The organism is Sphingomonas kyeonggiensis (assembly GCF_014196745.1).
GTDB classification, from domain to species: Bacteria; Pseudomonadota; Alphaproteobacteria; order Sphingomonadales; family Sphingomonadaceae; genus Sphingomonas; species Sphingomonas kyeonggiensis.
Map to the genome: position 1 here is coordinate 754,735 of NZ_JACIEH010000003.1, position 24,134 is coordinate 778,868.

General features: G+C 67.8%; 25 protein-coding genes. 18 read left to right on the top strand and 7 right to left on the bottom strand.

Annotated features, from left to right (window positions below):
• The first annotated feature begins 56 nt into the window (after nt 1-56).
• Nucleotides 57-1,475: a M20/M25/M40 family metallo-hydrolase gene (locus GGR46_RS18805; protein WP_183999533.1), complete on the top strand. Its 1,419-nt coding sequence runs from the start codon at nt 57-59 to the stop codon at nt 1,473-1,475.
• A gap of 138 nt (nt 1,476-1,613) precedes the next feature.
• Here the strand turns inward: GGR46_RS18805 and recF are convergent, their stop codons facing one another.
• The gene (recF, locus tag GGR46_RS18810) at nt 1,614-2,681 is read right to left on the bottom strand and encodes a DNA replication/repair protein RecF (protein ID WP_183999534.1); all 1,068 of its coding nucleotides are present in this window, start codon (nt 2,679-2,681) and stop codon (nt 1,614-1,616) included.
• Nucleotides 2,682-2,773: 92 nt separating this feature from the next.
• On the opposite strand from recF, the gene GGR46_RS18815 reads away from it, so the two are divergent.
• Nucleotides 2,774-3,529, top strand: coding sequence for a hypothetical protein (locus tag GGR46_RS18815; protein ID WP_183999535.1), 756 nt, complete (start codon nt 2,774-2,776; stop codon nt 3,527-3,529).
• 15 nt (nt 3,530-3,544) lie between these two features.
• Here the strand turns inward: GGR46_RS18815 and GGR46_RS18820 are convergent, their stop codons facing one another.
• Nucleotides 3,545-4,309 (bottom strand): Coq4 family protein, encoded by a 765-nt coding sequence (locus GGR46_RS18820; protein ID WP_183999536.1) that lies wholly within the window; start codon nt 4,307-4,309, stop codon nt 3,545-3,547.
• Between the two features lie 155 nt (nt 4,310-4,464).
• Between GGR46_RS18820 and GGR46_RS18825 the strand changes: the two genes are divergently transcribed.
• Both GGR46_RS18825 and GGR46_RS18830 read left to right on the top strand, forming a co-directional pair.
• On the top strand, nt 4,465-4,683 hold the full coding sequence (locus GGR46_RS18825) for a helix-turn-helix transcriptional regulator (protein ID WP_183999537.1): 219 nt from the start codon (nt 4,465-4,467) through the stop codon (nt 4,681-4,683).
• Nucleotides 4,676-5,314, top strand: a complete 639-nt coding sequence (locus GGR46_RS18830; protein ID WP_183999538.1) for a hypothetical protein — start codon at nt 4,676-4,678, stop codon at nt 5,312-5,314. The genes GGR46_RS18825 and GGR46_RS18830 overlap by 8 nt, the downstream gene beginning before the upstream one ends.
• Nucleotides 5,315-5,392: 78 nt before the next feature.
• Here GGR46_RS18830 and dnaN read toward each other — a convergent pair whose 3' ends face one another.
• The gene (dnaN, locus tag GGR46_RS18835; RefSeq protein ID WP_183999539.1) at nt 5,393-6,505 is read right to left on the bottom strand and encodes a DNA polymerase III subunit beta; all 1,113 of its coding nucleotides are present in this window, start codon (nt 6,503-6,505) and stop codon (nt 5,393-5,395) included.
• 139 nt (nt 6,506-6,644) lie between these two features.
• Nucleotides 6,645-7,250: an outer membrane protein gene (locus GGR46_RS18840; protein ID WP_183999540.1), complete on the bottom strand. Its 606-nt coding sequence runs from the start codon at nt 7,248-7,250 to the stop codon at nt 6,645-6,647.
• 321 nt (nt 7,251-7,571) lie between these two features.
• On the opposite strand from GGR46_RS18840, the gene GGR46_RS18845 reads away from it, so the two are divergent.
• The gene (locus GGR46_RS18845; RefSeq protein WP_183999541.1) at nt 7,572-8,219 is read left to right on the top strand and encodes a histidine phosphatase family protein; all 648 of its coding nucleotides are present in this window, start codon (nt 7,572-7,574) and stop codon (nt 8,217-8,219) included.
• Nucleotides 8,216-8,677, top strand: a complete 462-nt coding sequence (locus GGR46_RS18850) for an invasion associated locus B family protein (protein ID WP_183999542.1) — start codon at nt 8,216-8,218, stop codon at nt 8,675-8,677. Before GGR46_RS18845 ends, GGR46_RS18850 begins: the two co-directional genes overlap by 4 nt.
• Before the next feature lie 96 nt (nt 8,678-8,773).
• Here GGR46_RS18850 and GGR46_RS18855 read toward each other — a convergent pair whose 3' ends face one another.
• Complete coding sequence (locus GGR46_RS18855) at nt 8,774-9,184, bottom strand: DUF4168 domain-containing protein (protein WP_183999543.1); 411 nt, start codon at nt 9,182-9,184, stop codon at nt 8,774-8,776.
• 104 nt (nt 9,185-9,288) lie between these two features.
• The gene (locus GGR46_RS18860; RefSeq protein WP_183999544.1) at nt 9,289-10,167 is read right to left on the bottom strand and encodes a LysR family transcriptional regulator; all 879 of its coding nucleotides are present in this window, start codon (nt 10,165-10,167) and stop codon (nt 9,289-9,291) included.
• A 93-nt stretch (nt 10,168-10,260) separates the two neighbouring features.
• On the opposite strand from GGR46_RS18860, the gene GGR46_RS18865 reads away from it, so the two are divergent.
• From GGR46_RS18865 to GGR46_RS18895, 7 genes are all read left to right on the top strand, one after another.
• Nucleotides 10,261-11,196 (top strand): NAD(P)H-binding protein, encoded by a 936-nt coding sequence (locus GGR46_RS18865; RefSeq protein WP_183999545.1) that lies wholly within the window; start codon nt 10,261-10,263, stop codon nt 11,194-11,196.
• A 52-nt stretch (nt 11,197-11,248) separates the two neighbouring features.
• The gene (gene rlmN / locus GGR46_RS18870) at nt 11,249-12,433 is read left to right on the top strand and encodes a dual-specificity RNA methyltransferase RlmN (protein ID WP_246426216.1); all 1,185 of its coding nucleotides are present in this window, start codon (nt 11,249-11,251) and stop codon (nt 12,431-12,433) included.
• Complete coding sequence (locus tag GGR46_RS18875) at nt 12,430-13,332, top strand: hypothetical protein (RefSeq protein WP_183999547.1); 903 nt, start codon at nt 12,430-12,432, stop codon at nt 13,330-13,332. Before rlmN ends, GGR46_RS18875 begins: the two co-directional genes overlap by 4 nt.
• Before the next feature lie 58 nt (nt 13,333-13,390).
• Nucleotides 13,391-14,149, top strand: coding sequence for a sulfite exporter TauE/SafE family protein (locus tag GGR46_RS18880; RefSeq protein WP_343058245.1), 759 nt, complete (start codon nt 13,391-13,393; stop codon nt 14,147-14,149).
• A gap of 18 nt (nt 14,150-14,167) precedes the next feature.
• Nucleotides 14,168-14,857 carry a cytochrome b/b6 domain-containing protein gene (locus GGR46_RS18885; RefSeq protein WP_183999549.1) on the top strand — a complete coding sequence of 230 codons (690 nt, stop codon included), beginning with the start codon at nt 14,168-14,170 and terminating at the stop codon, nt 14,855-14,857.
• A complete protein-coding gene (locus GGR46_RS18890) occupies nt 14,854-15,591 on the top strand; it encodes a molybdopterin-binding protein (RefSeq protein ID WP_183999550.1) in 738 nt (245 codons plus the stop codon). The genes GGR46_RS18885 and GGR46_RS18890 overlap by 4 nt, the downstream gene beginning before the upstream one ends.
• Nucleotides 15,592-15,692: 101 nt before the next feature.
• Nucleotides 15,693-16,946 carry an SAM-dependent methyltransferase gene (locus tag GGR46_RS18895; RefSeq protein WP_183999551.1) on the top strand — a complete coding sequence of 418 codons (1,254 nt, stop codon included), beginning with the start codon at nt 15,693-15,695 and terminating at the stop codon, nt 16,944-16,946.
• Here the strand turns inward: GGR46_RS18895 and GGR46_RS18900 are convergent.
• Nucleotides 16,934-17,353 (bottom strand): DUF1801 domain-containing protein, encoded by a 420-nt coding sequence (locus GGR46_RS18900; protein ID WP_183999552.1) that lies wholly within the window; start codon nt 17,351-17,353, stop codon nt 16,934-16,936. The genes GGR46_RS18895 and GGR46_RS18900 overlap by 13 nt on opposite strands.
• Before the next feature lie 110 nt (nt 17,354-17,463).
• Here GGR46_RS18900 and GGR46_RS18905 point away from each other — a divergent pair, with 110 nt between their 5' ends.
• The 5 genes from GGR46_RS18905 to GGR46_RS18925 all read left to right on the top strand — a co-directional run bounded on the left by GGR46_RS18905 (nt 17,464) and on the right by GGR46_RS18925 (nt 24,117).
• Complete coding sequence (locus GGR46_RS18905) at nt 17,464-18,681, top strand: argininosuccinate synthase (RefSeq protein WP_183999553.1); 1,218 nt, start codon at nt 17,464-17,466, stop codon at nt 18,679-18,681.
• 190 nt (nt 18,682-18,871) lie between these two features.
• Nucleotides 18,872-19,624 (top strand): hypothetical protein, encoded by a 753-nt coding sequence (locus GGR46_RS18910; RefSeq protein ID WP_183999554.1) that lies wholly within the window; start codon nt 18,872-18,874, stop codon nt 19,622-19,624.
• A 100-nt stretch (nt 19,625-19,724) separates the two neighbouring features.
• Nucleotides 19,725-20,855 carry a Vgb family protein gene (locus GGR46_RS18915; RefSeq protein ID WP_183999555.1) on the top strand — a complete coding sequence of 377 codons (1,131 nt, stop codon included), beginning with the start codon at nt 19,725-19,727 and terminating at the stop codon, nt 20,853-20,855.
• A 62-nt stretch (nt 20,856-20,917) separates the two neighbouring features.
• On the top strand, nt 20,918-22,627 hold the full coding sequence (locus GGR46_RS18920; protein ID WP_183999556.1) for a hypothetical protein: 1,710 nt from the start codon (nt 20,918-20,920) through the stop codon (nt 22,625-22,627).
• Nucleotides 22,627-24,117 carry a hypothetical protein gene (locus tag GGR46_RS18925; protein ID WP_183999557.1) on the top strand — a complete coding sequence of 497 codons (1,491 nt, stop codon included), beginning with the start codon at nt 22,627-22,629 and terminating at the stop codon, nt 24,115-24,117. The genes GGR46_RS18920 and GGR46_RS18925 overlap by 1 nt, the downstream gene beginning before the upstream one ends.
• The last annotated feature ends 17 nt before the right edge of the window (nt 24,118-24,134 follow it).

Below are 24,134 nucleotides of genomic sequence, written 5' to 3' on the forward strand. Positions count from 1 at the left end.
CCGCTCCGGAACATGCTCAAAATGGTGCATCGAGCATGGTGAAAAGGGGCGGCAGGATGGGCAGGCTGGCGGGTGCGTTGATCGGGGCGGGGCTGCTGGCGGCGGTGCCCGCAGCGGCACAGGAATCGGCGGCGCTGCGCCCCGACCAGGCCAAGTTCTTCGATCTCTACAAGGAGCTGGTCGAGACCAATACCGTGGTCAATGTCGGCAGCTGCACCCAGGCCGCCGAGCAAATCGCCGCGCGGCTGAAGGCGGCAGGGTTCGGCGCGGACCAGCTCACTTTGTTCAGCACTCCGGAGCACCCCAAGGACGGCGGGCTGGTGGCCGTCTATCCGGGCACGTCCAAGACGGCCAAGCCGATCCTCCTGCTCGCGCATATCGACGTCGTCGCCGCCAAGCGCGAGGATTGGGTGCGCGATCCGTTCAAGCTGGTCGAGGAGAAGGGCTATTACTACGCCCGCGGCACCGCCGACGACAAGGCGATGGCGGCGATCTTCGCCGATGCGCTGATCCGCTTCAGGCAAAGCGGCTACAAGCCGAAGCGCACGATCAAGCTGGCGCTCACCTGCGGCGAGGAGACGACCTGGGCGTTCAACGGCGCGCAGTGGCTGGCGAACAACAAGCGCGACCTGATCGATGCCGAATTCGCGCTCAACGAAGGCGGCGGCGGCAACACGGACGGGCACGGCAAGCTGCTCAACCAGGAAATGCAGGTCGGCGAGAAGGCGGTGATCAACTTCCGCCTCGAGACGAGCAACCCCGGCGGCCACAGCTCGATCCCGGTGCCCGACAATGCGATCTACGAGCTGTCGGTTGCGCTGGCGAAGGTCCGCGGCTATGAATTCCCGCTCGAGATGACCGACACCACCCGCGCCTTCTTCGCCAAGGCCGGCGCGGCGCGCGGCGATGCGCTCGGCAAGGCGATGGTCGCGATCGCCGCCAATCCGGCCGACAGGCAGGCCGAGCAGCTGCTCAACACCGACCGCATCTATCATTCGATGCTGCGCACCACCTGCGTCGCGACGCTGATCGAGGGTGGCCACGCCAACAACGCGCTGCCCCAGCGCGCCACCGCCAACGTCAATTGCCGCATGTTCCCCGGCCGCACGGTCGAGGAGACCCAGGCCGCGCTCGCCGCGGCGATCGGCGATCCGAAGGTGACGATCACCCCGGTGCCGCCGATCCGCCCGGTCGCCAAGGCGCCGCCGCTCGATCCCAAGGTGATCGGCCCGGCCGAGAAGCTGGTCGCGCAATATTTCCCGGGCGTGCCGATGGTCCCGTCGATGTCGACGGGGGCTACCGACGGCATCTTCCTCGAGGCGGTGGGCATCCCGGTCTACGGCGTGCCCGGCCCCTGGGGCGATCCCGACGGCAATGGCGTGCACGGCCTCAACGAGCGGATCGAGGTCCGGTCGCTCTATGTCGGCCGCGACTATCTGTTCGATCTGGTGAAGGCCTATGCCGGGCAGCAGTAGGAAGGGGCGGGCTGATCCTTGATCCCTAGCTGATCCCCGGCGAAGGCCGGGGCCCAGTTTCGGCGAATTTGGTGAGGTGGGAAACCCTCTCGAACGACATGGCAGCTGGGCCCCCGCCTTCGCCGGGGAACCAGAAGACTATTCCGAAGCGACGAGTCCCTCGGCCACCCGATACCGCGTAGCCCCGCCCGGCACCGCCTCGAACAGCCCCGGCTCCGTCCCCGTCATCCACACCTGGCCGCGCCCTTCGAGCCGCGCGAACAGCGCCGCCCGCCGTCCCGGATCGAGATGCGCGGCGACTTCGTCGAGCAGCAGGATCGGCGTCCGTCCGGCGCGCTCGGCGACCAGCTCGGCATGGGCGAGGACCAGTCCGAGCAGCAGCGCCTTCTGCTCGCCGGTCGAGCAGAGATGCGCCGCCTGGTTCTTGTCCAGGTGCGTGACGAGCAGGTCTGCGCGGTGCGGCCCGCTGAGCGTGCGTCCTGCCGCCGCGTCGCGCCGGCGCCCGGCGGCGAGCTCGCGGGTGAGTGTCCCGGCATCGCCTTGCCAGCCCTCCAGCGCCAGTCCCGCCCGGGCGAACGGCCCCTCGGGCTGCGCTTCCAGCCGTGCTGCGAGCTCGGCGACCATGTCGCGTCGGGCAGTGTCGATCGCCGCGCCATGCTCGGCCATGCGCGCCTCCAGCGCGGTCAGCCAGTCGGGATCGGGCGTGCCGTCATCGCCGAGCAGCCGGTTGCGCTCGCGCATCGCCGCTTCGTAGCGGGTCGAATGATGGGCATGGCCGGGCGCGAGGGCGAGGGTGAGCCGGTCGAGGAATCGCCGCCGCTCGCCCGCCGCGTCGACGAACAGCCGGTCCATCGCCGGGGTCAGCCACAGCACGCTCACCCATTCGGCCAGCGTCGTGGCCGCCGCAGTGGCGCCGTTGATCCGCACCAGCCGGCGCTCGGGCGCATCGGGATTGGTGCCGGTGCCGATGTCCGTCTCGCCGAGCCGCGCCGCCACCCCGAACCCGCCGCTGCCGCCCTGCCGCGCCATCTCGGCAAGCGGCGCGCGCCGCAACCCGCGGCCCGGCGCCAGCAGCGACAGCGCCTCCAGCACATTGGTCTTGCCCGCGCCGTTCTCGCCGCTCAGCACGACGAAGCCGGGCCCGGGTACGAGCACGGCGTCTTCATGGTTGCGGAAGTCGGTCAGGACGAGGCGGGACACTGCCATGGACCTGCCGATAGCCGATCCTGCGCCGCCGCACTATTGCCGCCGCGCGCGACATCGCCGATGATCGTTCGCACCGAACAAGGGGGAATGTCATGCGTACCAGTCTCGTCCTCGCCGCGCTGCTCGCGCTCGCGCCCATGCCGGCGCTGGCCGATGTCACCGCGCATTATGCCGCCGGCGGCAAGGAGCTGGTCGTCGAGGTGGACGAGGGCGGCAATTCGCGCGTCGAGGTCGCCGGCAAGTTCGCGGTCATCCACCGCGATGCCGTCGATTATCTGGTGATCTACGACAAGGAAGGCCCCAAGGTCTTCGAGCTGCAGGGCATGGTCGACATGCTCAAGGGCATCATACCCAAGACCCCCGATGCCGAGGCCAAGGATCTGGAGTTCGGCCTGGCCCCCGGGGTGCCGGGCGTGCCCGTGGCCGTTGGTGGGCAGCGGGGCGCCGCCTGGAAGCTGCTGATGGTCAAGGGCGACGATGCCTCGAAGAAGAAGCATCTCGAGATGGTGGTGAGCGCCGATCCCGCGCTCGCCCCGGTCGGCACGGTGTTCCAGCGCACGATCGGCACGCTGTCCGAATTCTTCGGATCGATGTTCCCCGCCGAGACCGGCTTCTCGGCCAAGGTGACCGAGCTGTTCGCCAAGGGCGCGCCGCTGCGCATCACGCCGGTGGAGGAAGGCGCCGCCAAGCCCGAAGGCCCGCTGATCGAATTCAAGTCGCTCGACACCGCCGAGATCGACGCCAAGCATTTCGAGCTGCCCGCGCCGGTCACCCCGACCGAGGAGATCTTCGGCTCGATGGATTCGCTGATGAAGCCGGGCGGCGGCGCCATCAAGGACCTGCCCTGATCGCGCGGACGGGCCTCAGATTCCCTTGAGGCCCGCCGCTTCCAGGCTCGCCTGGGCGATCCGGTAGCGGGCCGGATCGCCGATGTTCAGCCGCTTGCGCACCTGGTCGAGCGGCTCGGCGAGCAGCGTCTCGTAATCCTCGCCGTGCAGCCACCGGGCGGCCTTGCCGTGGCGATAGCCCTCGGCCACCGCCTTGAAGAAATCGAGCTTGCGGGTGATGCGGATGCTCTTCAGCGCCGCGCCCAGGCCGATGAACCCCCAGCCCAGCCCGCCGGTCTGGGCGAAGGAGAAGGCGACCAGGCAGGCCTCGCCCAGATGCTCGTCGGCCTGATAGCCGGTGATCACGTGCCACAGGTCGTGGATGTCGCGCTCGCGCCGGCCCATCCAGGCATAGGGATGTTCGAACTCGATGCCCTGGAAGGCGCTTGCGCTCATGCTGACCTCGACCAGCCCGTCGGCCGAATAGCCGGTCGAATCGAGGAAATTGCGATAGGCCGCGCCGACGCTGCCTTCGGCGAAGCCGTCGATCCATTCGCGGTCGGTCAGCCGTGAGGCCAGCTCGACACGCTGATAGGCCAGCCGCCCGCCCTCTGGCACGGTCAGCAGCTTGCGATAGCTCTTCTGCGTGGCATCACCGTTCAGCGCGCGCATGATGCGGAAGACCTGCTCGGTATCGTCGCCATTGGCGAGCAGCCGCCCGAGCGCGCGGAACGCGGTTCCCCATTCCCGCTTCATCGGAATGCCGGGGTTGAGCATCTGGGGCGCAGGTTGCGTAGCCATGGTGCGATTCCTTACTGACAAGAGTGTCAATATAGGAGTCGGGTCAAGAAATCAACCTGCGGTGCCATGCGGACGGCATGACAAGAGTTCTTGACAAGCGCGCCGCGGAATGACAAGAACTCTTGTCATATGGTACAGAGTTCTGGACATCTCGAATGAAGAACCGGCTGCGCGTGCTGCGGGCCGAAGCGGGCCTCAGCCAGGGTGACCTGGCCGGGCTGCTCGGCGTGTCCCGCCAGACGATCAACGCCGTCGAAACCGACAAATATGACCCGAGCCTGCCGCTGGCGATGCGGCTGTCTAAGATTTTTGGAGTGCCCATCGATGTCATCTTCCTTGACGACTGGATCCCGCCCGAGCTCCCCAATGGCTGATCCCGGCATCCGCCGCCGGCTCGTACGCGCCGCAATTGGGGCCGTGGTCGGCCTCGCTCTCGGTTTTGGCGCCGGGGAGATCGGGCTGTTCGACTGGCTCTCGGCCATGCCGGGTGAGGACATCGGCTCCACCGCGGTTGCCGGCGTGCTGCTGTTGCTCGGCCTGTTCGCGGTGATCGCCGCATCGAGCAGCGCACTCTACCGACGCATGGCGGAGAATTATCGGGAGGGCGATCCGCTCGACGGCAGCGTGTTGCGCTATCTGCGCACCAGTGGCGTGGTGATGCTCCTCGCGGCCGTTCTGCTCCTCGCGCCGCCGCTGGCCGTGCGCTACGGTCTCACCGGCGATGCCGCGATCGCGGTGGCCGCGGGGATGGCGGCGCTGCTCGCGTTCCAGGTCTGGCTCAACCTCCGGGTCATGCGGACCAGCGACGAGCTCAGCCGCGCGGCAATGGCCGAGGCGTCGGTCGCGAGCTTCTGGCTGCTTCAGCTCGGCCTGTTCGGATGGGCCGTGCTGGCCAAGCTCGGCCTGGCCGCGAATGTCAGCCTGTGGACGCTTATGACCCTCTCGACGGTCATCTACCTGATCGTGTCGATCGTTGCGGCGATCCGCCGCGGCATGTTCGCCTGATCCCGCGCACCTGAAACGAAAAAAGCCGGTGCGGGGTGGCCCCGCACCGGCTTTTTCATGTCTGTTTCCGCTGCCGGATCAGACGCGCATCGGCATCAGCACGTAGAGCGCCGGCGACTTGTCGTTCTCGCGGATCAGCGTCGGTGCCGCGGCGTCGGCCAAGTGGACTTCCACCGAATCGCCTTCGATCTGGTTGAGGATGTCCATCAGGTAGCGGCTGTTGAAGCCGATCTCGAAGCCCTGGGCAGCATAGTCGCCCGGGACTTCCTCGGCCGCCGCGCCGTTCTCGGGGCTGGTCACCGAGAGGATGATCTTGTCGCGCTCCAGCGCCATCTTCACCGCACGGGTTTTCTCGGTCGCGATGGTCGAGACGCGGTCGACGCCTTCCATGAAGCTCTTCGGATCGAGCTTGAGCAGCTTGTCGTTCGCGGTCGGGATGACGCGGGTGTAATCGGGGAAGGTGCCGTCGATCAGCTTCGAGGTCAGGATCGCCTGGCCCAGATCGAAGCGGATCTTCGAGTTGGACAGCGATACGCCGATCGAGCCGTCGACTTCGTCGAGCAGCTTGCGCAGCTCGCCCACGCACTTGCGCGGGATGATCACGCCCGGCATCGCATCGGCGCCGTCCGGACGCGCCACGGTGACGCGGGCGAGGCGGTGGCCGTCGGTCGCCGCGGCGCGCAGCACCGGCGTCGCTTCATCGACCACGTGCAGATAGATGCCGTTGAGATAGTAGCGCGTCTCTTCGGTCGAGATCGCGAATCGGGTCTTGTCGATGATCTGCTTGAGCGTCTCGGCCGGCAGCTCGAACACCGTCGGCAGCTCGCCCTCGGCGATCATCGGGAAATCGTCGCGCGGCAGCGTCGACAGGGTGAAGCGCGCGCGCCCGGCATTGACCGTGATCCGGCCTTCCGAGGCGCTCAGTTCCACCTGTGCGCCCTCGGGCAGCTTGCGGACGATGTCGAACAGCGTGTGCGCCGGTACGGTGATCGCGCCGGGCTGGTCCACCGCCGCCGCGATCGTCTCGTCGATCTGCAGGTCGAGGTCGGTCGCCATCAGGCGCAGCGCGCCGCCCGGCTGTGCCTCGATCAGCACGTTGGACAGGATGGGGATCGTGTTGCGCCGCTCGACCACGGACTGGACGTGGCTCAAGCCCCTCAACAGAGTTGCGCGTTCGATCGTCGCCTTCATCTAGAACCCCCGGGGCAGCTACCGCCCGAATCTGAACCCGCTTGCGGGAATTTTCCGACCCATACCCTTAACGGCAAAAAGGGCCGGAGCAAGCACTCCGGCCCTATAGTTCACACCTTAAATGCGTGGTTAATGCTAGTTAGAAGCGCACGCCGAGGCCGGCGACCACCTGATGACGCTTGGCATCGATGCCCGCATCGTCGTTCTTGTACTGCGAATAGCGGTACTCGCCCTTCAGATAGACCTTGTCGTTGAGCTTCACTTCGGCGCCTGCGCCCGCGCGCCAGCCATCGGCATTGTCCGAGGTACGGATGTCGGTGGTGCCGGCGACATAGTGGCTGTCGAACTTGGCGTTCGAATAGCCGCCCTTGGCATAGATCAGCGCGTTGCCGCCGACGATGAAGCCGACGCGCCCGCCGACATAGAGGTCGCGGCCGGTGCTGATGCGGGCACGGTCGCCGGCGACGAGCACGCCGGTGTCGGTGCGCTTGGCGGTGGAACCGGTGGCTTCACCTTCCACGCCGATCACGGCATTGCCGGCCTGGAAGTCATAGCCGATCTGGCCGCCATAGAGCACGCCGTCCGCGCCCTTCACGCCGCTGCCCGACGGCTTGACGTGATCCCAGCCGGTGATGACCTCGGCGCGCGGGCCGGTGAAGCTGGCATCGGTGTCCTGCGCGAAGGCGGGAGCGGCGAAGGCGGTGCCGGCGAGCAGGGCGGCGGCGGCGATGAACTTGGTACGCATAACTGAACTCCTTGGGTACGCACCCGTGCGTTTCGGCGCGGGCAGGGGGTTCAACCGGGACGCATCCCGTGATGTTTCATGAACCCCAGATAAACAGGAAAAAGCGTGACTTACGGGCAACAGCCGGGCGGATGCCGAGCGGCCCGCCGCTTCTTCACCCCGGTGTGGCGAACATGATGGACATGGAACCTCCCTCATTTCGTTGCGCCCCGTCCGGCGCTGGTGTGGTAGTGAACTACCGCACCTGTTCGTTGGATGAACGAAACGAGGTCATATTTGGGCACTTGCCTTTCTCTCGCCACGAGGGCTTGTGCGGCGGCGATGACCAACCAGCGCAAAGGCCGCGATTTCATCGCCCGCCACGGCGAGACCGTGTTCAACATCGCCCGGCGCATGCAGGGCGATCATCCGCACACCCCGCTCACCCGCGCCGGCTTCGCCCAGGCCGATGCGATGGGCGCCGCATTGCGCGAGATCCTCGGGCCGAAACCGAAGCTGACCCTGTGGTCGTCGAGCGCCGGCCGCGCGCTGCAGACGCTGGCGGTGATCGCCGAGCATCTCGAGCTCGACTGGCACCAGGCCCGGCACGACGACCGGCTGGTCGAGATCGGCATGGGCGAATGGAGCGGGCGCTATTATGCCGATCTGATGGCCGAGGCGCCGGGCTTCCTCGACGTCGAGCAGGGCCTCTACACACGGCCGCCGCCGGGCGGCGAATGGTATGATTCGATCGCGGTCCGGGTGTCGTCCTGGCTCGCCGATACCGATGACGATGCGGGCGACCGGCTGGTGATCATGCACGGCATGTCGAGCCGCATCCTGCGCGGGGTGATGACCGGCCTGCCGGTCCGGCCGGAATTCGGCGCGGCGGTGGCGCCCGATCTGCCCCAGGGCTCGGTGGTGAAGATCGAGGGCGGGGTGGAGACGGTGGTGCATCTCGGCACCGGCCGCGGCGCCGCGCCGGCATGAGCGCGCTGGCGCTCCTGCTGCTGCTCGCCCAGGGGCGGGTGCCGCTCGGCACCTATGAGAGCTGGGGCGCGTTCCGCGATCCCTCGCCGCTGCGCTGCTTCGCCATCGCCCAGCCGGTGGAGAAGCACCGCGATGCCGGGCCCTTCGCCAGCGTGGCGAACTGGCCGCGCGACGGGGTGCGCAACCAGCTCCACATCCGGCTGAGCCGTGCCCGTGCGCCGAACGCGCGGGTGACCCTGTCGATCGGCGAGCGCCGTTTCGAGCTGCAGGCCGGCGACAGCGATGCCTGGGCACCAGACGCCCGCACCGATGCCGCGATCGTCACCGCGATGCGCGCGGGGCGCAGCATGAGCGTGGAGACGTTGGGCGCGAACGGCGCCCCCTTTGCCGACAGCTATGCGCTCAAGGGCGCGGCGACCGCGATCGACGCGGCGGCGCTGGGGTGCGCGAAGGGGTAGGGGAAACGCGTCTCCCTTCCCCCGCGAAGGCGGGGATGGCAGGCAAGAAAAAGGCCGGGTCTGATGCCCGGCCTTTCCCTTTTGTCTGAACCGAACTTACGGCTGCGTCGAACCCGGCGCCTTGCCGGCAGCGGCGAGCTTCGCCGTGGCGGCGGCCTGGATGCGCTTGTTGAGCGTCGGATCGCTCTGCATCGCCTGGCCGATCGCGTTGAAGCGCTCGGCGGTCAGGCCCGCGCCGGTGGCGGCGGCGGCCATCTTGGCGCCCTTGTCGGCGTCGGGGGTGGCGGTGTCCTTGCGGATCTTCTCGACCTCGAGTGCCGCCGTGGCGAACTGATCGACTTCCGCGTCGGTTACCGGGCCATTGGCCTGCGGTGCGGCGGGAGCGGGGGTGGTCTGGGCCGACGCGTCCGGCGTCGCCGGTGCCGGGCTGCTCTGCATGGTCTGGGCCATCGCGGCGGGGGCAAGGGCCAGCGTCGCGCCGGCGAGGATCGTACCGATAAGCTTCATTTCTGCACTCCAAAACGCAACTAACTCACCCCCTTGAACGCAATGCTGCGGTGCAGGGATGCAACGGGACAAGCCGAACGCGGTGCGTCGTGGCTCCCCTGGGGTTAGTTGAGATAGGCCTTGAGGCCCGAAACGAGTGCGTCGAACACCGTCCGGACCCGGGCGAGGCCGCGCAGATCCTCGTGGCAGACCACCCAGGTCTCCAGGTCGAAGGTGAAGTCGGGCAGCAGCCGGACCAACCCGTCCCGTCTGCCGATCGGCACCTGGCAGACGCCGATTCCCAGCCCCGCACGGATCGCGGCGAGCTGGGCATGGTCGCTGTCGCTGCGGAAGCTCAGGTCGGCGAGACGGATCGGGAAGCCGCCCGCCTGCACGGCGCGCAGGGTCGGCGAATCGCTCTGCGGTCCGATCAGCCGGTGCCCGGACAGCTCGGCCATGGAAGTGGGCAGGGGCCGGTCGGCGAGATAGTCCGGGTGCGCGTGCACGCCGAGCGGCACCACCCCGATCCGTCGTGCGACCAGCGCTTCCTGGCGGGGCGGCACCATGCGGACCGCGACATCGGCTTCGCGGCGCAGCACGTCCTCGTTGCGGTTGCTGGGGCTCAACTCGATCACCAGACGCGGATGTTGGCGGGCGAGTTCGGCGAGGATCGGCGGCAGCGCCTCCACCGCGATCACTTCGCTGGCGGTGACGCGCACCGTGCCGGCCACTTCGTCGGGCGCGGCGGAGGCGGTGCGCACGAATGCGTCCGAAGCCAGGGCCATGGCGCGGGCATGTTCGTGCAGTGCCGCCCCCCGCTCGGTTGGGGTGAGCCCGCCGGGGGAGCGGGTGAACAGCGGGGTGCCCAGCGCGCCCTCCAGTGCTTCGATCCGCGTCCGAACCGTCGGCTGCGCAAGGTTCAGCCGTCTTGCGGCGCCGGACAGGCTGCCGGTCTCCAGCACCGCCAGGAAGGCCCGCTGTTGCTCCCAGTCGATCTCGCTCATAAAATTCTTGTATGCCGCCTGCAAAGGCTCGGCAATTTTCTTCTAGTCCGCCTTCCTCCACCTTCGCCAACATCGACAAGATAGGAGGCTGGAATGGAACGGATCGCATTGGTGCTCGGCGCGACGGGCGGGGTGGGCGGAGAGACGGCGCGGGCGCTGCTCGCCAGGGGCTGGCAGGTGCGCGGGCTGGTCCGCCAGCTTCGCCCCGGGCTCGATCCGCGGATCGACTGGCGCGAGGGTGACGCGATGGTCCGCAGCGACGTGCTGGCCGCGGCGGAGGGCGTCTCGGCGCTGGTCCATGCGGTGAACCCGCCGGGCTATCGGGAATGGGACAAGCGGGTGCTGCCGATGCTGGAGAACAGTGTCGAGGCCGCCTGGGCCAATGACGCCCGGCTCGCCCTGCCGGGGACGATCTACAATTACGATCCCGCGGAGACTCCCGTCGCCCGGCCCGATTCGCCCCAGGAACCGGCCACTCGCAAGGGCGGCATCCGCAAGGCGATGGAGGCACGGATTGCCGAGTCGGGCGTCCGCGCGCTGATCCTGCGCGCTGGCGACTATTACGGTCCGCAGCCGGGCAACTCCTGGCTGTCCCAGGGCATGATCACCCCCGGCAAGCCGGTGACGCGGGTCACCAATCCGGGGCGCAAGGGCGCGGGGCATGCCTGGGCCTATCTCCCCGATGTCGGCGAGACCTTCGCCCGGCTGCTCGATCGCGAGGCGGAATTGCCCCGCTTCGCCCGCTTCCACTTCGCCGGCCATTGGGACCCTGACGGCAGCGCCTTCCCGTCGGCGATCGCCGAGGCGGGCGGTCGAAAGGCGAAGCAGGTGCGCCTGCCCTGGGCCCTCCTCCCGCTCGTCGCGCTCTTCAACCCGACGATCCGCGAGCTGCTGGAAATGCGGCCCTTCTGGAACCACCCCGTGCGCCTCGACAATCGCGAGCTGGTCGCCTTTCTGGGCGAGGAGCCGCACACCCCGCTGGTCGAATCGCTGCGCGCCAGCCTCAAGGCGCTGGGGTCACTGGAATAATCGCGCAAGATCGACTATGTGCGCGGCCATGCAGACAGCTTCGGCCGCGCCCATGCCCATCCCTGGGCACATCGATCCCGTGCCCGTGCCCCGCCCCGCGGTGGTGCGCGAGGACGGTCGTACCGACCTGATCGGCCTCACCCGCGACCAGATGCGCGCGGTGCTGGCCGATGCCGGGCTCGAGCCCAAGCAGGCCAAGCTGCGCGCCAAGCAGATCTGGCACTGGATCTACAATCGCGGTGCGACCGAGTTCTCGGCGATGACCGACATCGCCAAGGCGCAGCATCCCTGGCTCACCGAGCGTTTCGTGATCGGCCGCCCCGAAGTGGTCGAGGCGCAGGTCTCGACCGACGGCACGCGCAAATGGCTGCTCCGCTCGGCCGACGGCCAGGATTACGAGATGGTCTTCATCCCCGATGCGGACCGCGGCACGCTCTGCGTCTCGTCGCAGGTCGGCTGCACGCTCAACTGCCGCTTCTGCCACACCGGCACGATGCGGCTGGTGCGCAACCTGACGGCCGGCGAAATCGTCAGCCAGGTGATGCTGGCCCGCGATTCGCTCGGCGAATGGCCGAGCCAGCCCGAGGGCCGCATGCTCACCAACATCGTGATGATGGGCATGGGCGAGCCGCTCTACAATTTCGACAATGTCCGCGACGGCCTGTCGATCGTGATGGACGGCGACGGCCTCGCGCTGTCGAAGCGCCGCATCACGCTGTCGACCTCGGGCGTGGTGCCGATGATGGCCCGCGCCGGCGAGGAGATCGGCGTCAACCTGGCGGTGTCGCTGCACGCGGTGACCAAGGAAGTCCGCGACGAGATCGTGCCCCTCAACCGGAAGTACGGCATCGAGGAGCTGCTCCAGGCCTGTGCCGATTATCCCGGCGCCAACAATGCCCGCCGCATCACCTTCGAGTATGTCATGCTCAAGGACAAGAACGACAGCGACGAAGAGGCGCGCGAGCTGGTCCGCCTGCTCAAGAAGTACAACCTGCCCGCCAAGGTGAACCTGATCCCGTTCAACCCCTGGCCCGGCGCGCCCTACGATACGTCGACGCCCGAGCGGGTCCGTGCCTTCTCGAACATCATCTTCGAGGCGGGCATCTCGGCGCCGGTCCGCACCCCGCGCGGCCGCGACATCGACGCAGCCTGCGGCCAGCTCAAGACCGCGGCGGAGAAGAAGAGTCGCGCCCAGATGGATCGCGAGGCCGAGGAGAAGATGGCGGCGCTCGGGTGAGCCTGTCCCTGGAGTCGGCGCTGGCGGAACTGCGCGGGCTCCAGGCCATGCTCAACGAAGCCGCGGCCGAAGCCCAGGAAGTCGAAGAGGGCGATGAGGTCGAATGGCAGGCCCAGCGCCTGCTCGAGCCCGACCATTGCTCGCGCCTGTCGGTCGCGGATCTCGGCGGCGCGCTCGCGGTGGGGTATCGCGGCTCGGAATATGAAGGCTGGGGCGAATTCCTCGAGTTGCTCGGCCGCCCCGGCATCGCGCCGCACATCGTCCAGCTGTGCATCTCTGGGCCGGACGAAGGCGCCAATGGCCTGAAGGAATGGGACTTCGCGCCGCTGATCGCGGCCAGTCCCGATTTCTCGGGCCTGCGCGCCTTCCAGGTGGCGATCTCCGATCCCGGCGACCACAATCAGGCCTGCGTGACCGAGGACCAGCTCCCGGCGCTGATCGGCTCGATGTCCGCGCTGCGCACGCTGGAATTGCCGCAGGCGCCCGAGCCCGGCTTCTTCGCGCTCGATCTGCCCGCGCTCAGGCGCATCCGCACCGGCGGCGACTGGCGTACCCGCGGCTTCATCGCCCATCTCGCCGAAGCGACGCGGTTGCCGGCGCTGGGCTTTGTCGACTTCACCGATTCGAGCGCGCCGTTCCTGTCGCTGCGACCGGCGGAGGCGCCCGAATGGGATTCGACGCCCTTTGCCGATTATGAGCGGCTGTTCCGCTCGTCGGTGATGGAACGGGCCTGGGGCATTCGCCTGCGCAATGCACGGCTCAGCGAGGCCGAGTATCGCGCGCTGGCCGCGATCCGCCCGCAATGCCAGTTCAGCGTCGTGCTGAGCGCGCCGCACGTCTATGTCTCGCATTGGGGGAAGACCGACTTCCCGCATCGCCACCTGCTTCCGTTCGGCTGAGCGGCCTTCGAAGCCAGAAACCGCTCGACAAGCCGATGGCTGGACGGGAAGGGGAGGCGTGCTCGATCCCTCCACCCTGATCTTCCCGCTTGCCGCCGGCGTGCTCGGCGGCGTGATGAACGCGCTGGCGGGGGGCGGGACCTTCGCGACCCTGCCTGCGCTGATCGCGCTGGGCCTGCCTTCGAACATCGCCAATGCGACCTCGAACGTCGCGCTGCTGCCCGGTGCCGGGGCGAGCGCCTGGACCTATCGCGACGAGCTGGCGCCGGTCGGCGGCATGTCGGTGCGTTGGCTCGCCGCGATCACCTTTGCCGGCGGGCTGGTCGGCAGTGCGCTGCTGGTGATCACGCCTTCGCGCGCCTTCGACATGATCATCCCCTGGCTGCTGCTCTTCGCCTTCGTCGTGATGGTGTTCGGCAAGCGCGCGTCGGACTGGCTGCACGCGCGCGTCACCATCGGGCCGCGCACCCTGGTCACCACGCAGAGCCTGCTCGGTGTCTATGGCGGCTATTTCGGCGGCGGGGTCGGGCTGATCACCACCGCGGTCTACGGCCTGCTCGCCGGCGCCGATCCGCGCTCGCTCTTCTCGATCCGCACGCTGATGCTCGCGGTCGCCAATTTCGCCGCGGCCTTCGTGTTCGTCGGCATGGGGATGGTGCACTGGTCGGCCTGCCTGCCGATGCTGCTCGGCGGTGTGCTGGGCGGATGGCTCGGCGCGCATGTCGGCAAGCGGCTGCCGCACGATCTGGTGCGAATCTGGACCTTGCTGGTCACCGCGGCGACGACCATAGTCTTCTTCCTACGCGCCTACGGATGATCGGCTGAGCAGGAACACATGCAGGTTTATCGCCACCGGCTGATCACGCGCATCTGGCACTGGATCAATGCGCTCGCGGTGCTGGTCATGATCCCCAGCGGGCTGATGATCTTCAACGCCCATCCGCGCCTCTATTGGGGCAATTACGGCGCGAATTTCGACCAGGCCTGGCTCAAGCTGCCGCAATGGCCGGGCTGGCTGACCCTGCCCTCCACCTATGACCTGGCCGGGGCGCGGCACTGGCATCTGTTCTTCGCGCTCGTTCTCGCCTTCTCGCTGCTGGTCTATCTGCTGTGGAGCCTCGCCAACCGGCACCTCCAGCGCGACCTGCGCATCCGCCGTGCCGAGCTGAACGCCGCGCATGTCGTCGGGGACCTCGAGGCGCATTGGCAGATGCGCTTCCACGATCCCGCCGATCCGCGCGCCTATAATCTCTTCCAGAAGCTCAGCTATGCGTTGGTGCTGTTTGTGCTGCTGCCGCTGCTGATCCTCACCGGCCTGGCCCTGGCCCCGGCGATGTGGCCCTGGATCGCCGACATGTTCGGCGGGCGCCAGTCGGCCCGCTCGCTCCACTTCATCGCGATGGCGCTGACGAGCGGCTTCGTGGTGGTGCACCTGACGCTGGTGATCCTGGCGGGCCCGATCAACGAGGTGCGATCGATGATCACCGGCTGGTGGAAACTGCCCGAGGGGGAGCCGGCGGAATGATCACGCGGCGCAATCTGATCGTCACCGGCGGCGCCACGCTGCTTGCGGGCTGCGACGCCTGGAGCAACAGCCCGATATTGCTGAGCGCGGAGGAGGCGAACCGCTATCTCCAGCGCTCGGTCACCGGCCGCGCGGCGCTGGCGCGCGAGTTCCGCCCGGACCAGCGCAGCCCGCGTTTCCGGACCAACGGCACCGCCAATCCGAACACGCCCGAGTACAATGCGCTCGCCGCCAATGGCTTTGCCGACTGGCGGCTGCAGGTCGGCGGGATGGTCCAGCGGCCGCTGTCGCTCAGCCTGGCGCAGCTGCGCGCCTTGCCCCAGCGCGCCCAGATCACCCGCCACGATTGCGTCGAGGGGTGGAGCGCGATCGGCAAGTGGCAGGGGCCGCAGCTCGAGCAGGTCCTCCGCCTCGCGGGGCTCCGGGACGGCGCCCGCTACATCGTATTTCACTGCGCCGACGTGTTTGGCCAGCGGAAGATCCCCTATTACGAATCCATCGACCTCATCGATGCCTTCCATCCCCAGACGATCCTCGCCTGGTCGATGAACGACACTCCGCTGGGCGTCGGGCACGGCGCACCCCTGCGTCTCAGGGTCGAGCGTCAACTCGGCTACAAGCACGCCAAATATGTCATGCGGATCGAGGCGGTGGCGAGCCTGGACGGGATCGGCCGCGGCAAGGGCGGCTTCTGGGAGGATATCGCCGGCTACGAATGGTACGCCGGCATCTGATTATGTCGGATTCTTCGCAGTCGCGGAAATATTGCGGAAATCGCGTATATCCCTAAGTTGCGTACGGGGGCTGTTGACCTCGCAAGGTGGGTGACGGCTGAATGGCGTTGATTGATCGATTTTTCGCACGCGCAGTGAAGCGCGGACAACTCACCGTCATCCACGCGGATGGCACCCAGCAGAGCTTCGGCGAACCCGATCCCGCGCTCAAGCCGGTAACGATCCGATTCGGAGCGGGTGCGACGCGGCGTATCCTGCGCGATCCGTCGCTCGGCGCTGCCGAGGCGTTCATGGACGGTGACATCGACATCGTCGAAGGTGAGGTCCTCGACCTGCTGATCCTCTTCGCGGCGAACAATCGCTGGGAGGACGACAATTCGGTGCTGATGCCGAGCACGCTCAAGAAGGTGACGGACAAGCTGGCGTTCCGCCTCGGGCGGATCAACATGCAGCGCCGCTCGAAGAAGAACGTCGCGCATCACTACGACCTGTCGGGCAAGCTCTACGATCTCTTCCTCGACACCGACCGCCAATATAGCTGCGCCTATTTCAGCGCCCCCGGCATCAGCCTGGAACAGGCCCAGCTCGACAAGAAGGCGCACATCGTCGCCAAGCTGGCGATCGAGCCGGGCATGAAGGTGCTCGACATCGGCTGCGGCTGGGGCGGCATGGCGCTCTACATCCACCAGAAGACCGGCGCCGAGGTGCTGGGCGTCACCTTGTCGGAGGAGCAGCTCAAGGTCGCTCGCCAGCGCGCCCTCGATGCCGGCGTGGCGGACAAGGTGAAGTTCGAGCTGATCGACTATCGCAACCTGACCGGCGCGTTCGACCGTATCGTCTCGGTCGGCATGTTCGAACATGTCGGCACGCCGCACTACCGCACCTTCTTCCGCAAGGTCCGCGAGCTGCTGACGCCGGAAGGCGTGATGCTGCTCCACACGATCGGCCGCGCCGGCGGACCCGGCGTCACCGACACCTTCACGCTCAAGTACATCTTCCCCGGCGGCTATATCCCGGCGCTGTCCGAGATCGCCAAGGGCTATGAAGGCCTGCGCTACTTCATGACCGATGTGGAGGTGCTGCGCCTCCATTACGCCGAGACGCTCAAGCATTGGTACGAGCGCACCGTCGCAGCGCGCGACGCGATCATCGGCCTGTACGACGAGCGCTTCTATCGCATGTGGTGCTTCTACCTGGCCGGCTGCTACGTCAGCTTCCAATATGGCGGCCTGGTAAACTACCAGCTGCAATTCTCGCGCTCGCGCGACGCGCTGCCGCTCAGCCGCGACTATATGTTCGACGGCGAGCGCGAGCTGCGCGAGCCGCACAAGGTGACGCTGCGTCAGGCCGGATAGGTCGCGTCCATATGGGCGATGGCGGTGCGGGTGATCTCCTCCAGCACCGCCAGGTCCACATCAGCCAGCTTCTTGACGTAAAGGCAGCTCTTGCCCGTCTTGTGCTTGCCAAGCCGGGCGAGCAGGGGCTCCTGATCGGGCTTGCCGGTCAGCACGTACAGGACCAGCTCGGCCTTGCGCGGGCTGAAGCCGATCCGGCACATCTCGCCCGAATGGCCGCTGTCATAGGTATAGCGGTAGCTGCCGAAGCCGATGATCGTCGGCCCCCACATTCGGGGTTCCTCGCCGGTCAGCCGCTGCAGCATCTCGCGGACGATCTCGGCATCGGCACGCCGCACGGGATCGGGTACCGCGGCGATGAAGTCCGCGACCTTCACTTCGGTCGCCCTCGTCTTGAGCTCGGCCATTCGTCCCTCCATGTCCGTCAGGCATAGCATGCTCTGGCCACAAAACTTGCGGAAGCGGCGCGTGGACCCTAGAGCGCCCCGGTTTTCCCAGAATGTTCCCGGAGTCGCCCATGTCAGACAAGATCAACCGCGTCGTGCTCGCCTATTCGGGCGGCCTGGACACGAGCGTGATCCTGAAATGGCTCCAGCAGGAATATCAGTGCGAGGTCGTGACCTTCACGGCCGACCTGGGCCAGGGCGAGGAGCTCGAGCCGGCGCGCAAGAAGGCCGAGATGGCCGGCGTGAAGCCCGAGCACATCTTCATCGACGATCTGCGCGAGGAGTTCGTCAAGGATTTCGTCTTCCCGATGATGCGCGCCAACGCGCTCTATGAGGGCCTGTATCTCCTCGGCACCTCGATCGCGCGTCCGCTGATCGCCAAGCGTCAGATCGAGATCGCCAAGATGGTCAACGCCGACGCGGTCAGCCACGGCGCCACCGGCAAGGGCAACGACCAGGTCCGCTTCGAGCTCGGCTATTACGCGCTCAACCCGGACATCAAGGTGATCGCGCCCTGGCGCGAATGGGACCTGACCAGCCGCACCAGGCTGATCGAGTTCGCCGAGAAGCACCAGATTCCGGTCGCCAAGGACAAGCGTGGCGAATCGCCCTTCTCGACCGACGCGAACCTTCTCCACACCTCGTCCGAGGGCAAGGTGCTCGAGGATCCATGGGAGGAAGTGCCCGATTACGTCTATTCGCGCACGGTGAACCCGGAAGACGCGCCTAACGAGCCGGAAGTCATCACGATCGATTTCGAGCGCGGCGACGGCGTGGCGCTGAACGGCGTGGCGATGAGCCCGGCCACCCTGCTGACCGCGCTCAACGAGCTCGGCCGCAAGCACGGCATCGGCCGTCTCGACCTGGTCGAGAACCGCTTCGTCGGCATGAAGTCGCGCGGCATGTACGAGACGCCGGGCGGCACCATCTATCACCTCGCCCATCGCGGCATCGAGCAGATCACGCTCGATCGCGGCGCTGCCCACCTCAAGGACGAGCTGGCCCCGCGCTATGCCGAGCTGATCTATAACGGCTTCTGGTTCGCCCCCGAGCGCGAGATGCTCCAGGCCGCGATCGACTATAGCCAGGAGAAGGTAACCGGCACGGTTCGCCTCAAGCTCTACAAGGGCAGCGTGAGCGTCACCGGTCGCAAGTCGCCCTATTCGCTCTACAGCGAGAAGGTCGTGACCTTCGAGGACGACCAGGGCGCCTATGACCAGCGTGACGCGGCGGGGTTCATCAAACTCAACGCGCTCCGCCTGCGCCTGCTCGGCCGCCGCGAGGGCTGATATCGGCAGACTCCGCTTCGGACCTTTCTTGCGTCCGTTGCGGAGCCGCCATGCTATCGTTTCCTCCGGGTGATGATCCGGAGGGGCGATGATTCTGCGAAGAATGGCGACGCTATGGGCGTGCGCCGCACTGTTGGCGGCCACCGCCTGCCATGCGCAGTCCAGTGACGCGCGAAGCTTTGCGGCCGGAATGATCGCCCAGATCAAGCAGCGATCGCCCGGGGTCGAAATCGTTCAGCAGGACGATCCACTGTCGATCTCGCTCAAGGGCGGCGGCTGGAAGGAGGAGGCGACTCTCAACTTCCACCGCATCTATGGCTATTGCCAGAAGGCGACGCCGGCGGACTGCGCCGCGACCCGCACCGAATTCCTCGACAAGATCCTGGCGCATTCCGCACCACCGGCATTCACGGCCGCGTCGTTGCGCTTGGCGGTGCGTGACGCCCAATATGTCGGCTATGTCCGCCAGCTCGAGAAGGGCGCTCCTCTGATCCTGGCCGAGCCGATCGGCGAGGATTTGTTCGCAGTGCTGGTTTCCGATTCGGCGGAGACGGTCGCGTTGGTGACGCCCGACAAGCTGCTGACGCTCGGCATGACGCGCGACCAAGCATGGCGGCGCGCCTGGGACCAGACCAGGGCCGCACTGCCGCCGCTGCCCGAGGGTACGGCGCTGGCGACGAACGCGATGGTGTTCCAGGATCAGGAATATCTCGCGAGCATGCTGATCGACGGCAAGGCATGGCGGAGCATCGCCGCGAAGGCCGGCCCTGACCTGTTCGTGACCGTCGTTGCCGACAATTACGTCTTTGTCGGTTTGATGCCGGACGGCCCGGACCTTGCCAAGTTCAGGCAGACTGTGCGCGAGGATTGCGAGAGCCAGCCGCGCTGCATCTCGCCCAATCTCTACCGGTTCCGCGAAGGCCGCTGGATCGTGTCGCGCTGACCGGCGGGATATTGCCGAAACCGATGCTTCTCCCGGTGACTGCGCATTGCGGGGCTGTCGGACCAAGCATAGCTTCCTCGCGACTTTCGGGGGACTGGCCATGCACGACATGACGATGCAGCATCACGATATGGGTCACATGGATCACGGTGGGGCGATCGACACCACGCCTTGCGCCGCCGGTCAGGTGATCGAATATCCGCTCGCCTGGCCCGGGGCGGCGCCGACCACCGGCTGCGCCGCCGCCGATTCCACCCATTGCTGCGTCGAGGGCGGCGGATCGACGCATGAGCTGGTCTATGATTGGCAGCATGGCGGGAAGGTCTTCTGGGTCTCGGGCCAGAATTACGACCATATCGCGCGCGTGACGCTCGACGGCCAGGCGACCTATTTCGCCATGCCGACGGGCAGCCTGCCGCATGGCATCAAGTTCGATCTTCACGGACAGCTCTGGGTGACGTTCGAGGGGCATGGCCAGCTCGCCCGGATCGCCGAGGACGGCACGATCGCCCAGCTGGTCGATGTATGCCTCCACGGCCCCGGCATCGATCCGCCGATCAACACCCGGCCGCACGGGCTGGGCATCGGGCTGGACGGCGCCTTGTGGTTCACCGGCAAGCTCACCAACACCGTCGGCCGGGTCGATTCACACAGCTTCGAGGTCCGCCACTATGCATTGCCCACCCTGGGCGCGGTGCCGATCTATCTTTCGGCCGCCCCGGATGGCGCGATGTGGTGCACCGAGCTGACCAGCAGCAGGATCGCGCGAATCCCGGCCGAAGGGGGCGTGCCGGTCGAAATCGCGATCCCCACCGCCAACAGCCGCCCGATCGCCATCGTCCCCGGGCCGGACGGGCGCATGTGGTTCAGCGAGGAAGCCGGCGGCAAGGTCGGCCGGGTCGAGGCGGACGGCTCGATCACCGAATTCCCGGTGCCGCTCACCGCGGCGAACGCGATCCTGGCGGGGCTGGCCTTTGACGATGCCGGCAATCTCTGGGTCCAGCAATATGTCAGCCCGCCGCCGACCGGGCCGGTTGCCGACGACTATATCGTCCGCCTGTCCGCCGACATCCTCCATGCCGAGAAGGGCGATCTGAGTGGCGTCGATGTCCGCTATTATCGCGCACCGTCGCGCGGCACGGTGATGCACCGGATCACCCAGGGGCCGGACGGCGACATCTGGTTCAGCGAGCTCGGTATCAACCGGATCGGCAAGGTGCGGATTGCCTGAAGCGACGCGCCCGGAGGGTGGCTCTAACGCAGGATTAACCAAACCAGCCTAGCGCTGGAGGCATGGAAACGAGCCCGCCCCGAGCAGCGTGGCGCGACCTTGGTGTCGCGCTGCTGCTTGCCGTGGTGCTGAGCCTGGCCTGGACGCTGCGCGACTGGCAGAATCTCGCCGCGCTGCGCCTGCCCGATACGGACGACATGGTCCGCCTCCAGCAGGTCCGCGACTGGCTGGGCGGCCAGGCCTTTGCCGATCTCGCCCAGCATCGGCTCGGGCCGGCGCCAGGGCTCGAGATGCACTGGTCGCGGCTGGCCGATCTGGTGCCTGTCGGGCTGATCCTCCTGTTCACGCCGCTGCTCGGCGGTCACGGTGCCGAGCTTGCCGCGGTGATCCTCTCGCCGGCGCTGCTCTTCTTCGCCGCGCTGTTGCTGACCGGCGCCATCGCCCGCCGTCTGGGTGCGCCGTCGGCCACCGCGATCCTGCTTGCCGGGCTCGCCTATCCCGCGATCAGCCTGTTCATGCCCGGCCGGATCGATCACCACGCGCTGCAGATGGTGTTGCTCCTGCTGCTGGTGCGCGCGCTGCTCGGCACCGGCACGCTGCGCGCCGGGATCGTCGCGGCGCTGGCGGTGACGGCATCCCTGGTCATCGGGCTGGAGACCCTGCCGCTGCTCGGCGTGGCCGGGCTGGCGCTGGTGCTGCTCTGGGTGCTTGACCGGCCCGGCAGCCTCGATCGGCTGGCGGGCTTCGGTTTCGCCCTGCCGATCGCCCTGGCCGGCGCCGGGGCGCTGTTCCGCACCAGCGGCTGGGACGTGATCGCCTGTGACGGCTTCACCGGGCTGGCTTGGCGCGCGGCGGAATGCGCGTCGCTCGCCCCGCTGGCACTGGCCCTGTTCGGGCTCGCCGGTCGACGGTCGCTGGGTGCCCGCGCCATCGCTGCCGCCATCGCCGGTGGCATGGCGGGTGTTGCGGTGCTGCTGCTCGCGCCGCAATGCCTGAACCCCTATGGCGCCGTCGATCCGGTCCTCGCTCGTATCTGGCTGGCCGAGGTCGGCGAGGCGCAGCCGCTCTTCGCCGCGCCGCCCACCAACGGCTTGGCCTATGCCGGGCTCGCCCTGGTCGGGCTGGCCGCCTCGCTCGCGATCGCCTGGCGCCGCCGAGAGGCGGGCTGGTGGATCCTGGTCTCGCTCCAGGCCGTCGCGCTGGCGGTGACGTTGCTCCAGCTGCGCGGCGCCTATCCCGCAGCGCTGCTGTCCGCCCCGGCGCTGGCGGTGATGATCGCCGCGGCGCGGGCGCGGAATGCGCTGGTGCTGGCCGGCGCCTGGATCGCGGCGACGGGTATCCTCTATCCGATCGCAGCGAGCAATCTGTTCCGCGCCGGGGCCGAATCCGGCCCGAGCTGCACCGGACCCGACAGCCTGGTCCGGCTGGCTGCGCTGCCGCCCGGCCATCTGCTCGCGCCGTTCGATCTCGGCGCCTATGCGCTCGCCGCCACCCCGCATGGGGTGCTGGCAGCGCCCTATCATCGCAACAATCGGGGGAATCGTGCCATGACCGACTTCTTCACGGGTTCGCCCGCCCAATCGGAGGCGATCGCGCGGCAATGGGGCATCGACTATGTCGCCTTCTGCCCGGGCGACCTCGATCCCTTCGTCAAGGCGGCCCCGCACGGCCTGGCCGAGGCACTGCGCGCCGGCACCGTGCCCGACTGGCTGGTGCCGGTCCGCTCCGACGGCGCACCGCTGCGCCTCTACCGGCTGGCGCCGCGCCACTGATGGAACGATCGACAGGCAATTGGTGGGAGACACGCTGGTTCGCGCTCGCCGCGATCCTGGCGTCGTGCGTGCCCCTGCTCGCGCCCGCCCTGCCGCCGCTTGCCGACCTGCCCGGCCATATCGGGCGCTACCATATCGCGGCCCAACTCCATGCATCGGCCGACCTGCAGCGGCACTGGATCTTCCAATGGAGTCTGGTCGGCAATCTCGGCGTCGACCTGATCGTCCAGGCGCTGTCGCCGGTGCTGGATGCGGAGGCGGCCGCCAAGCTGGTCGTGCTGCTGATCCCGCCGCTCTGGGTAAGCGGGCTGATCCTGCTCGCGCGGCGTGCGGGAGGCAGTCTTTCGCCCGCCGCCGCCTTCGGCTTCCCGCTCGTCTATGGCTATGCCTTCCAGTTCGGTTTCGTGAACTTCATGCTCGCCGCCGGGCTGGCGCTGCACGCGCTGCTGCTGTGGTGCGCACTATCGAGCCGGCCCGCGCTCAGGTCGGTGCTGTTCGTGCCGATCGCCTTCGTCCTCTGGATCGCGCACAGCTTCGGCTGGGGCATGTTCGGGCTGCTCGCCTTCGCCGCCGAATGGGTCCGCCAGCGCGAGGCGGGGCGGGGTCGGGGAGCAGCGCTGGTCCGCGCCGGCGCCTGGTGCCTGCCGCTCGCCGGCCCGGCCTTGCTGATGCTCGGTGCGCCGTCGGGCGACGGCGCACTCTGGGACTGGAAGGCCAAGGCGAGCTGGTTCCCTTCGCTGCTGCGCGAGCGGTGGAAATGGTACGATGTCGGCTGCGCGGCATTGTTGTTCGCGCTGCTCTGGGCCGCGGTGCGCGACCGGCGCCTCCGCTTCGATCCGCTCACCGGCACCGCGGCCCTGCTCTGCCTCATCGCCTTTGTCGCGCTGCCGCGGCTGATCGTCGGCGGCGCCTATGTCGACATGCGCATGCTCGCGCCTGCGCTCGCCCTCGCGCTGGCCGCGGTGCGGGTGCGGCCGGGGCACGCGCGGCTGGAGCGCTGGCTGGCGTTGGCCGGCGCCGGCTTCTTCGCGTTGCGAATCACCACGTCGACGATCGCCTTCCTGCTCTTCGCCCAGACCCAGCAGGCCGCGCTCGAGGCGGTCGATCATATCCCGCGCGGCGCCGGGGTGCTGGTACTGGTCAACGAACCCTGCTCGTCGCAGTGGCACAGCGACCGGCTCGGCCATATCGCCGGCATCGCGGTGGCGCGACGCGACGTGTTCGAGAACGGGCAATGGGCGCTGGAGGGCCAGCAGCTGCTCCGCGCCCGCCATCCCGAGGCCGATCCCTACCGAATCGATCCCTCGCAGCTCGTCTATCCGGCGGTGTGCGAGTACAAGACGACGCATTTCGACGAGGCGATCCGCGATTTCGATCGCGGCACCTTCCGCTATGTCTGGACGCTCGATTTCCCCGCCCGGCCGGCTCTGGCGGGCGATGTGCGGCTGGTCTGGTCGAACAAAGTGTCCGCGCTGTACGCCGTGAAGTGATCCGCCGCTTGCGGCGA

Bases quoted from the DNA above. Each gene is read 5' to 3' on its own strand.
- GGR46_RS18805 (WP_183999533.1), top strand. From the start codon at position 57: ATGGGCAGGCTGGCGGGTGCGTTGATCGGGGCGGGGCTGCTGGCGGCG.
- GGR46_RS18915 (WP_183999555.1), top strand. From the start codon at position 19,725: ATGCACGACATGACGATGCAGCATCACGATATGGGTCACATGGATCAC.
- GGR46_RS18910 (WP_183999554.1), top strand. From the start codon at position 18,872: ATGATCGCCCAGATCAAGCAGCGATCGCCCGGGGTCGAAATCGTTCAG.
- GGR46_RS18895 (WP_183999551.1), top strand. From the start codon at position 15,693: ATGGCGTTGATTGATCGATTTTTCGCACGCGCAGTGAAGCGCGGACAA.
- GGR46_RS18850 (WP_183999542.1), top strand. From the start codon at position 8,216: ATGAGCGCGCTGGCGCTCCTGCTGCTGCTCGCCCAGGGGCGGGTGCCG.
- GGR46_RS18840 (WP_183999540.1), bottom strand. From the start codon at position 7,250: ATGCGTACCAAGTTCATCGCCGCCGCCGCCCTGCTCGCCGGCACCGCC.
- GGR46_RS18845 (WP_183999541.1), top strand. From the start codon at position 7,572: ATGACCAACCAGCGCAAAGGCCGCGATTTCATCGCCCGCCACGGCGAG.
- dnaN (WP_183999539.1), bottom strand. From the start codon at position 6,505: ATGAAGGCGACGATCGAACGCGCAACTCTGTTGAGGGGCTTGAGCCAC.
- rlmN (WP_246426216.1), top strand. From the start codon at position 11,249: ATGCCCATCCCTGGGCACATCGATCCCGTGCCCGTGCCCCGCCCCGCG.
- GGR46_RS18860 (WP_183999544.1), bottom strand. From the start codon at position 10,167: ATGAGCGAGATCGACTGGGAGCAACAGCGGGCCTTCCTGGCGGTGCTG.
- GGR46_RS18815 (WP_183999535.1), top strand. From the start codon at position 2,774: ATGCGTACCAGTCTCGTCCTCGCCGCGCTGCTCGCGCTCGCGCCCATG.
- recF (WP_183999534.1), bottom strand. From the start codon at position 2,681: ATGGCAGTGTCCCGCCTCGTCCTGACCGACTTCCGCAACCATGAAGAC.
- GGR46_RS18820 (WP_183999536.1), bottom strand. From the start codon at position 4,309: ATGGCTACGCAACCTGCGCCCCAGATGCTCAACCCCGGCATTCCGATG.
- GGR46_RS18865 (WP_183999545.1), top strand. From the start codon at position 10,261: ATGGAACGGATCGCATTGGTGCTCGGCGCGACGGGCGGGGTGGGCGGA.
- GGR46_RS18900 (WP_183999552.1), bottom strand. From the start codon at position 17,353: ATGGCCGAGCTCAAGACGAGGGCGACCGAAGTGAAGGTCGCGGACTTC.
- GGR46_RS18920 (WP_183999556.1), top strand. From the start codon at position 20,918: ATGGAAACGAGCCCGCCCCGAGCAGCGTGGCGCGACCTTGGTGTCGCG.
- GGR46_RS18890 (WP_183999550.1), top strand. From the start codon at position 14,854: ATGATCACGCGGCGCAATCTGATCGTCACCGGCGGCGCCACGCTGCTT.
- GGR46_RS18905 (WP_183999553.1), top strand. From the start codon at position 17,464: ATGTCAGACAAGATCAACCGCGTCGTGCTCGCCTATTCGGGCGGCCTG.
- GGR46_RS18825 (WP_183999537.1), top strand. From the start codon at position 4,465: ATGAAGAACCGGCTGCGCGTGCTGCGGGCCGAAGCGGGCCTCAGCCAG.
- GGR46_RS18855 (WP_183999543.1), bottom strand. From the start codon at position 9,184: ATGAAGCTTATCGGTACGATCCTCGCCGGCGCGACGCTGGCCCTTGCC.
- GGR46_RS18885 (WP_183999549.1), top strand. From the start codon at position 14,168: ATGCAGGTTTATCGCCACCGGCTGATCACGCGCATCTGGCACTGGATC.
- GGR46_RS18925 (WP_183999557.1), top strand. From the start codon at position 22,627: ATGGAACGATCGACAGGCAATTGGTGGGAGACACGCTGGTTCGCGCTC.
- GGR46_RS18830 (WP_183999538.1), top strand. From the start codon at position 4,676: ATGGCTGATCCCGGCATCCGCCGCCGGCTCGTACGCGCCGCAATTGGG.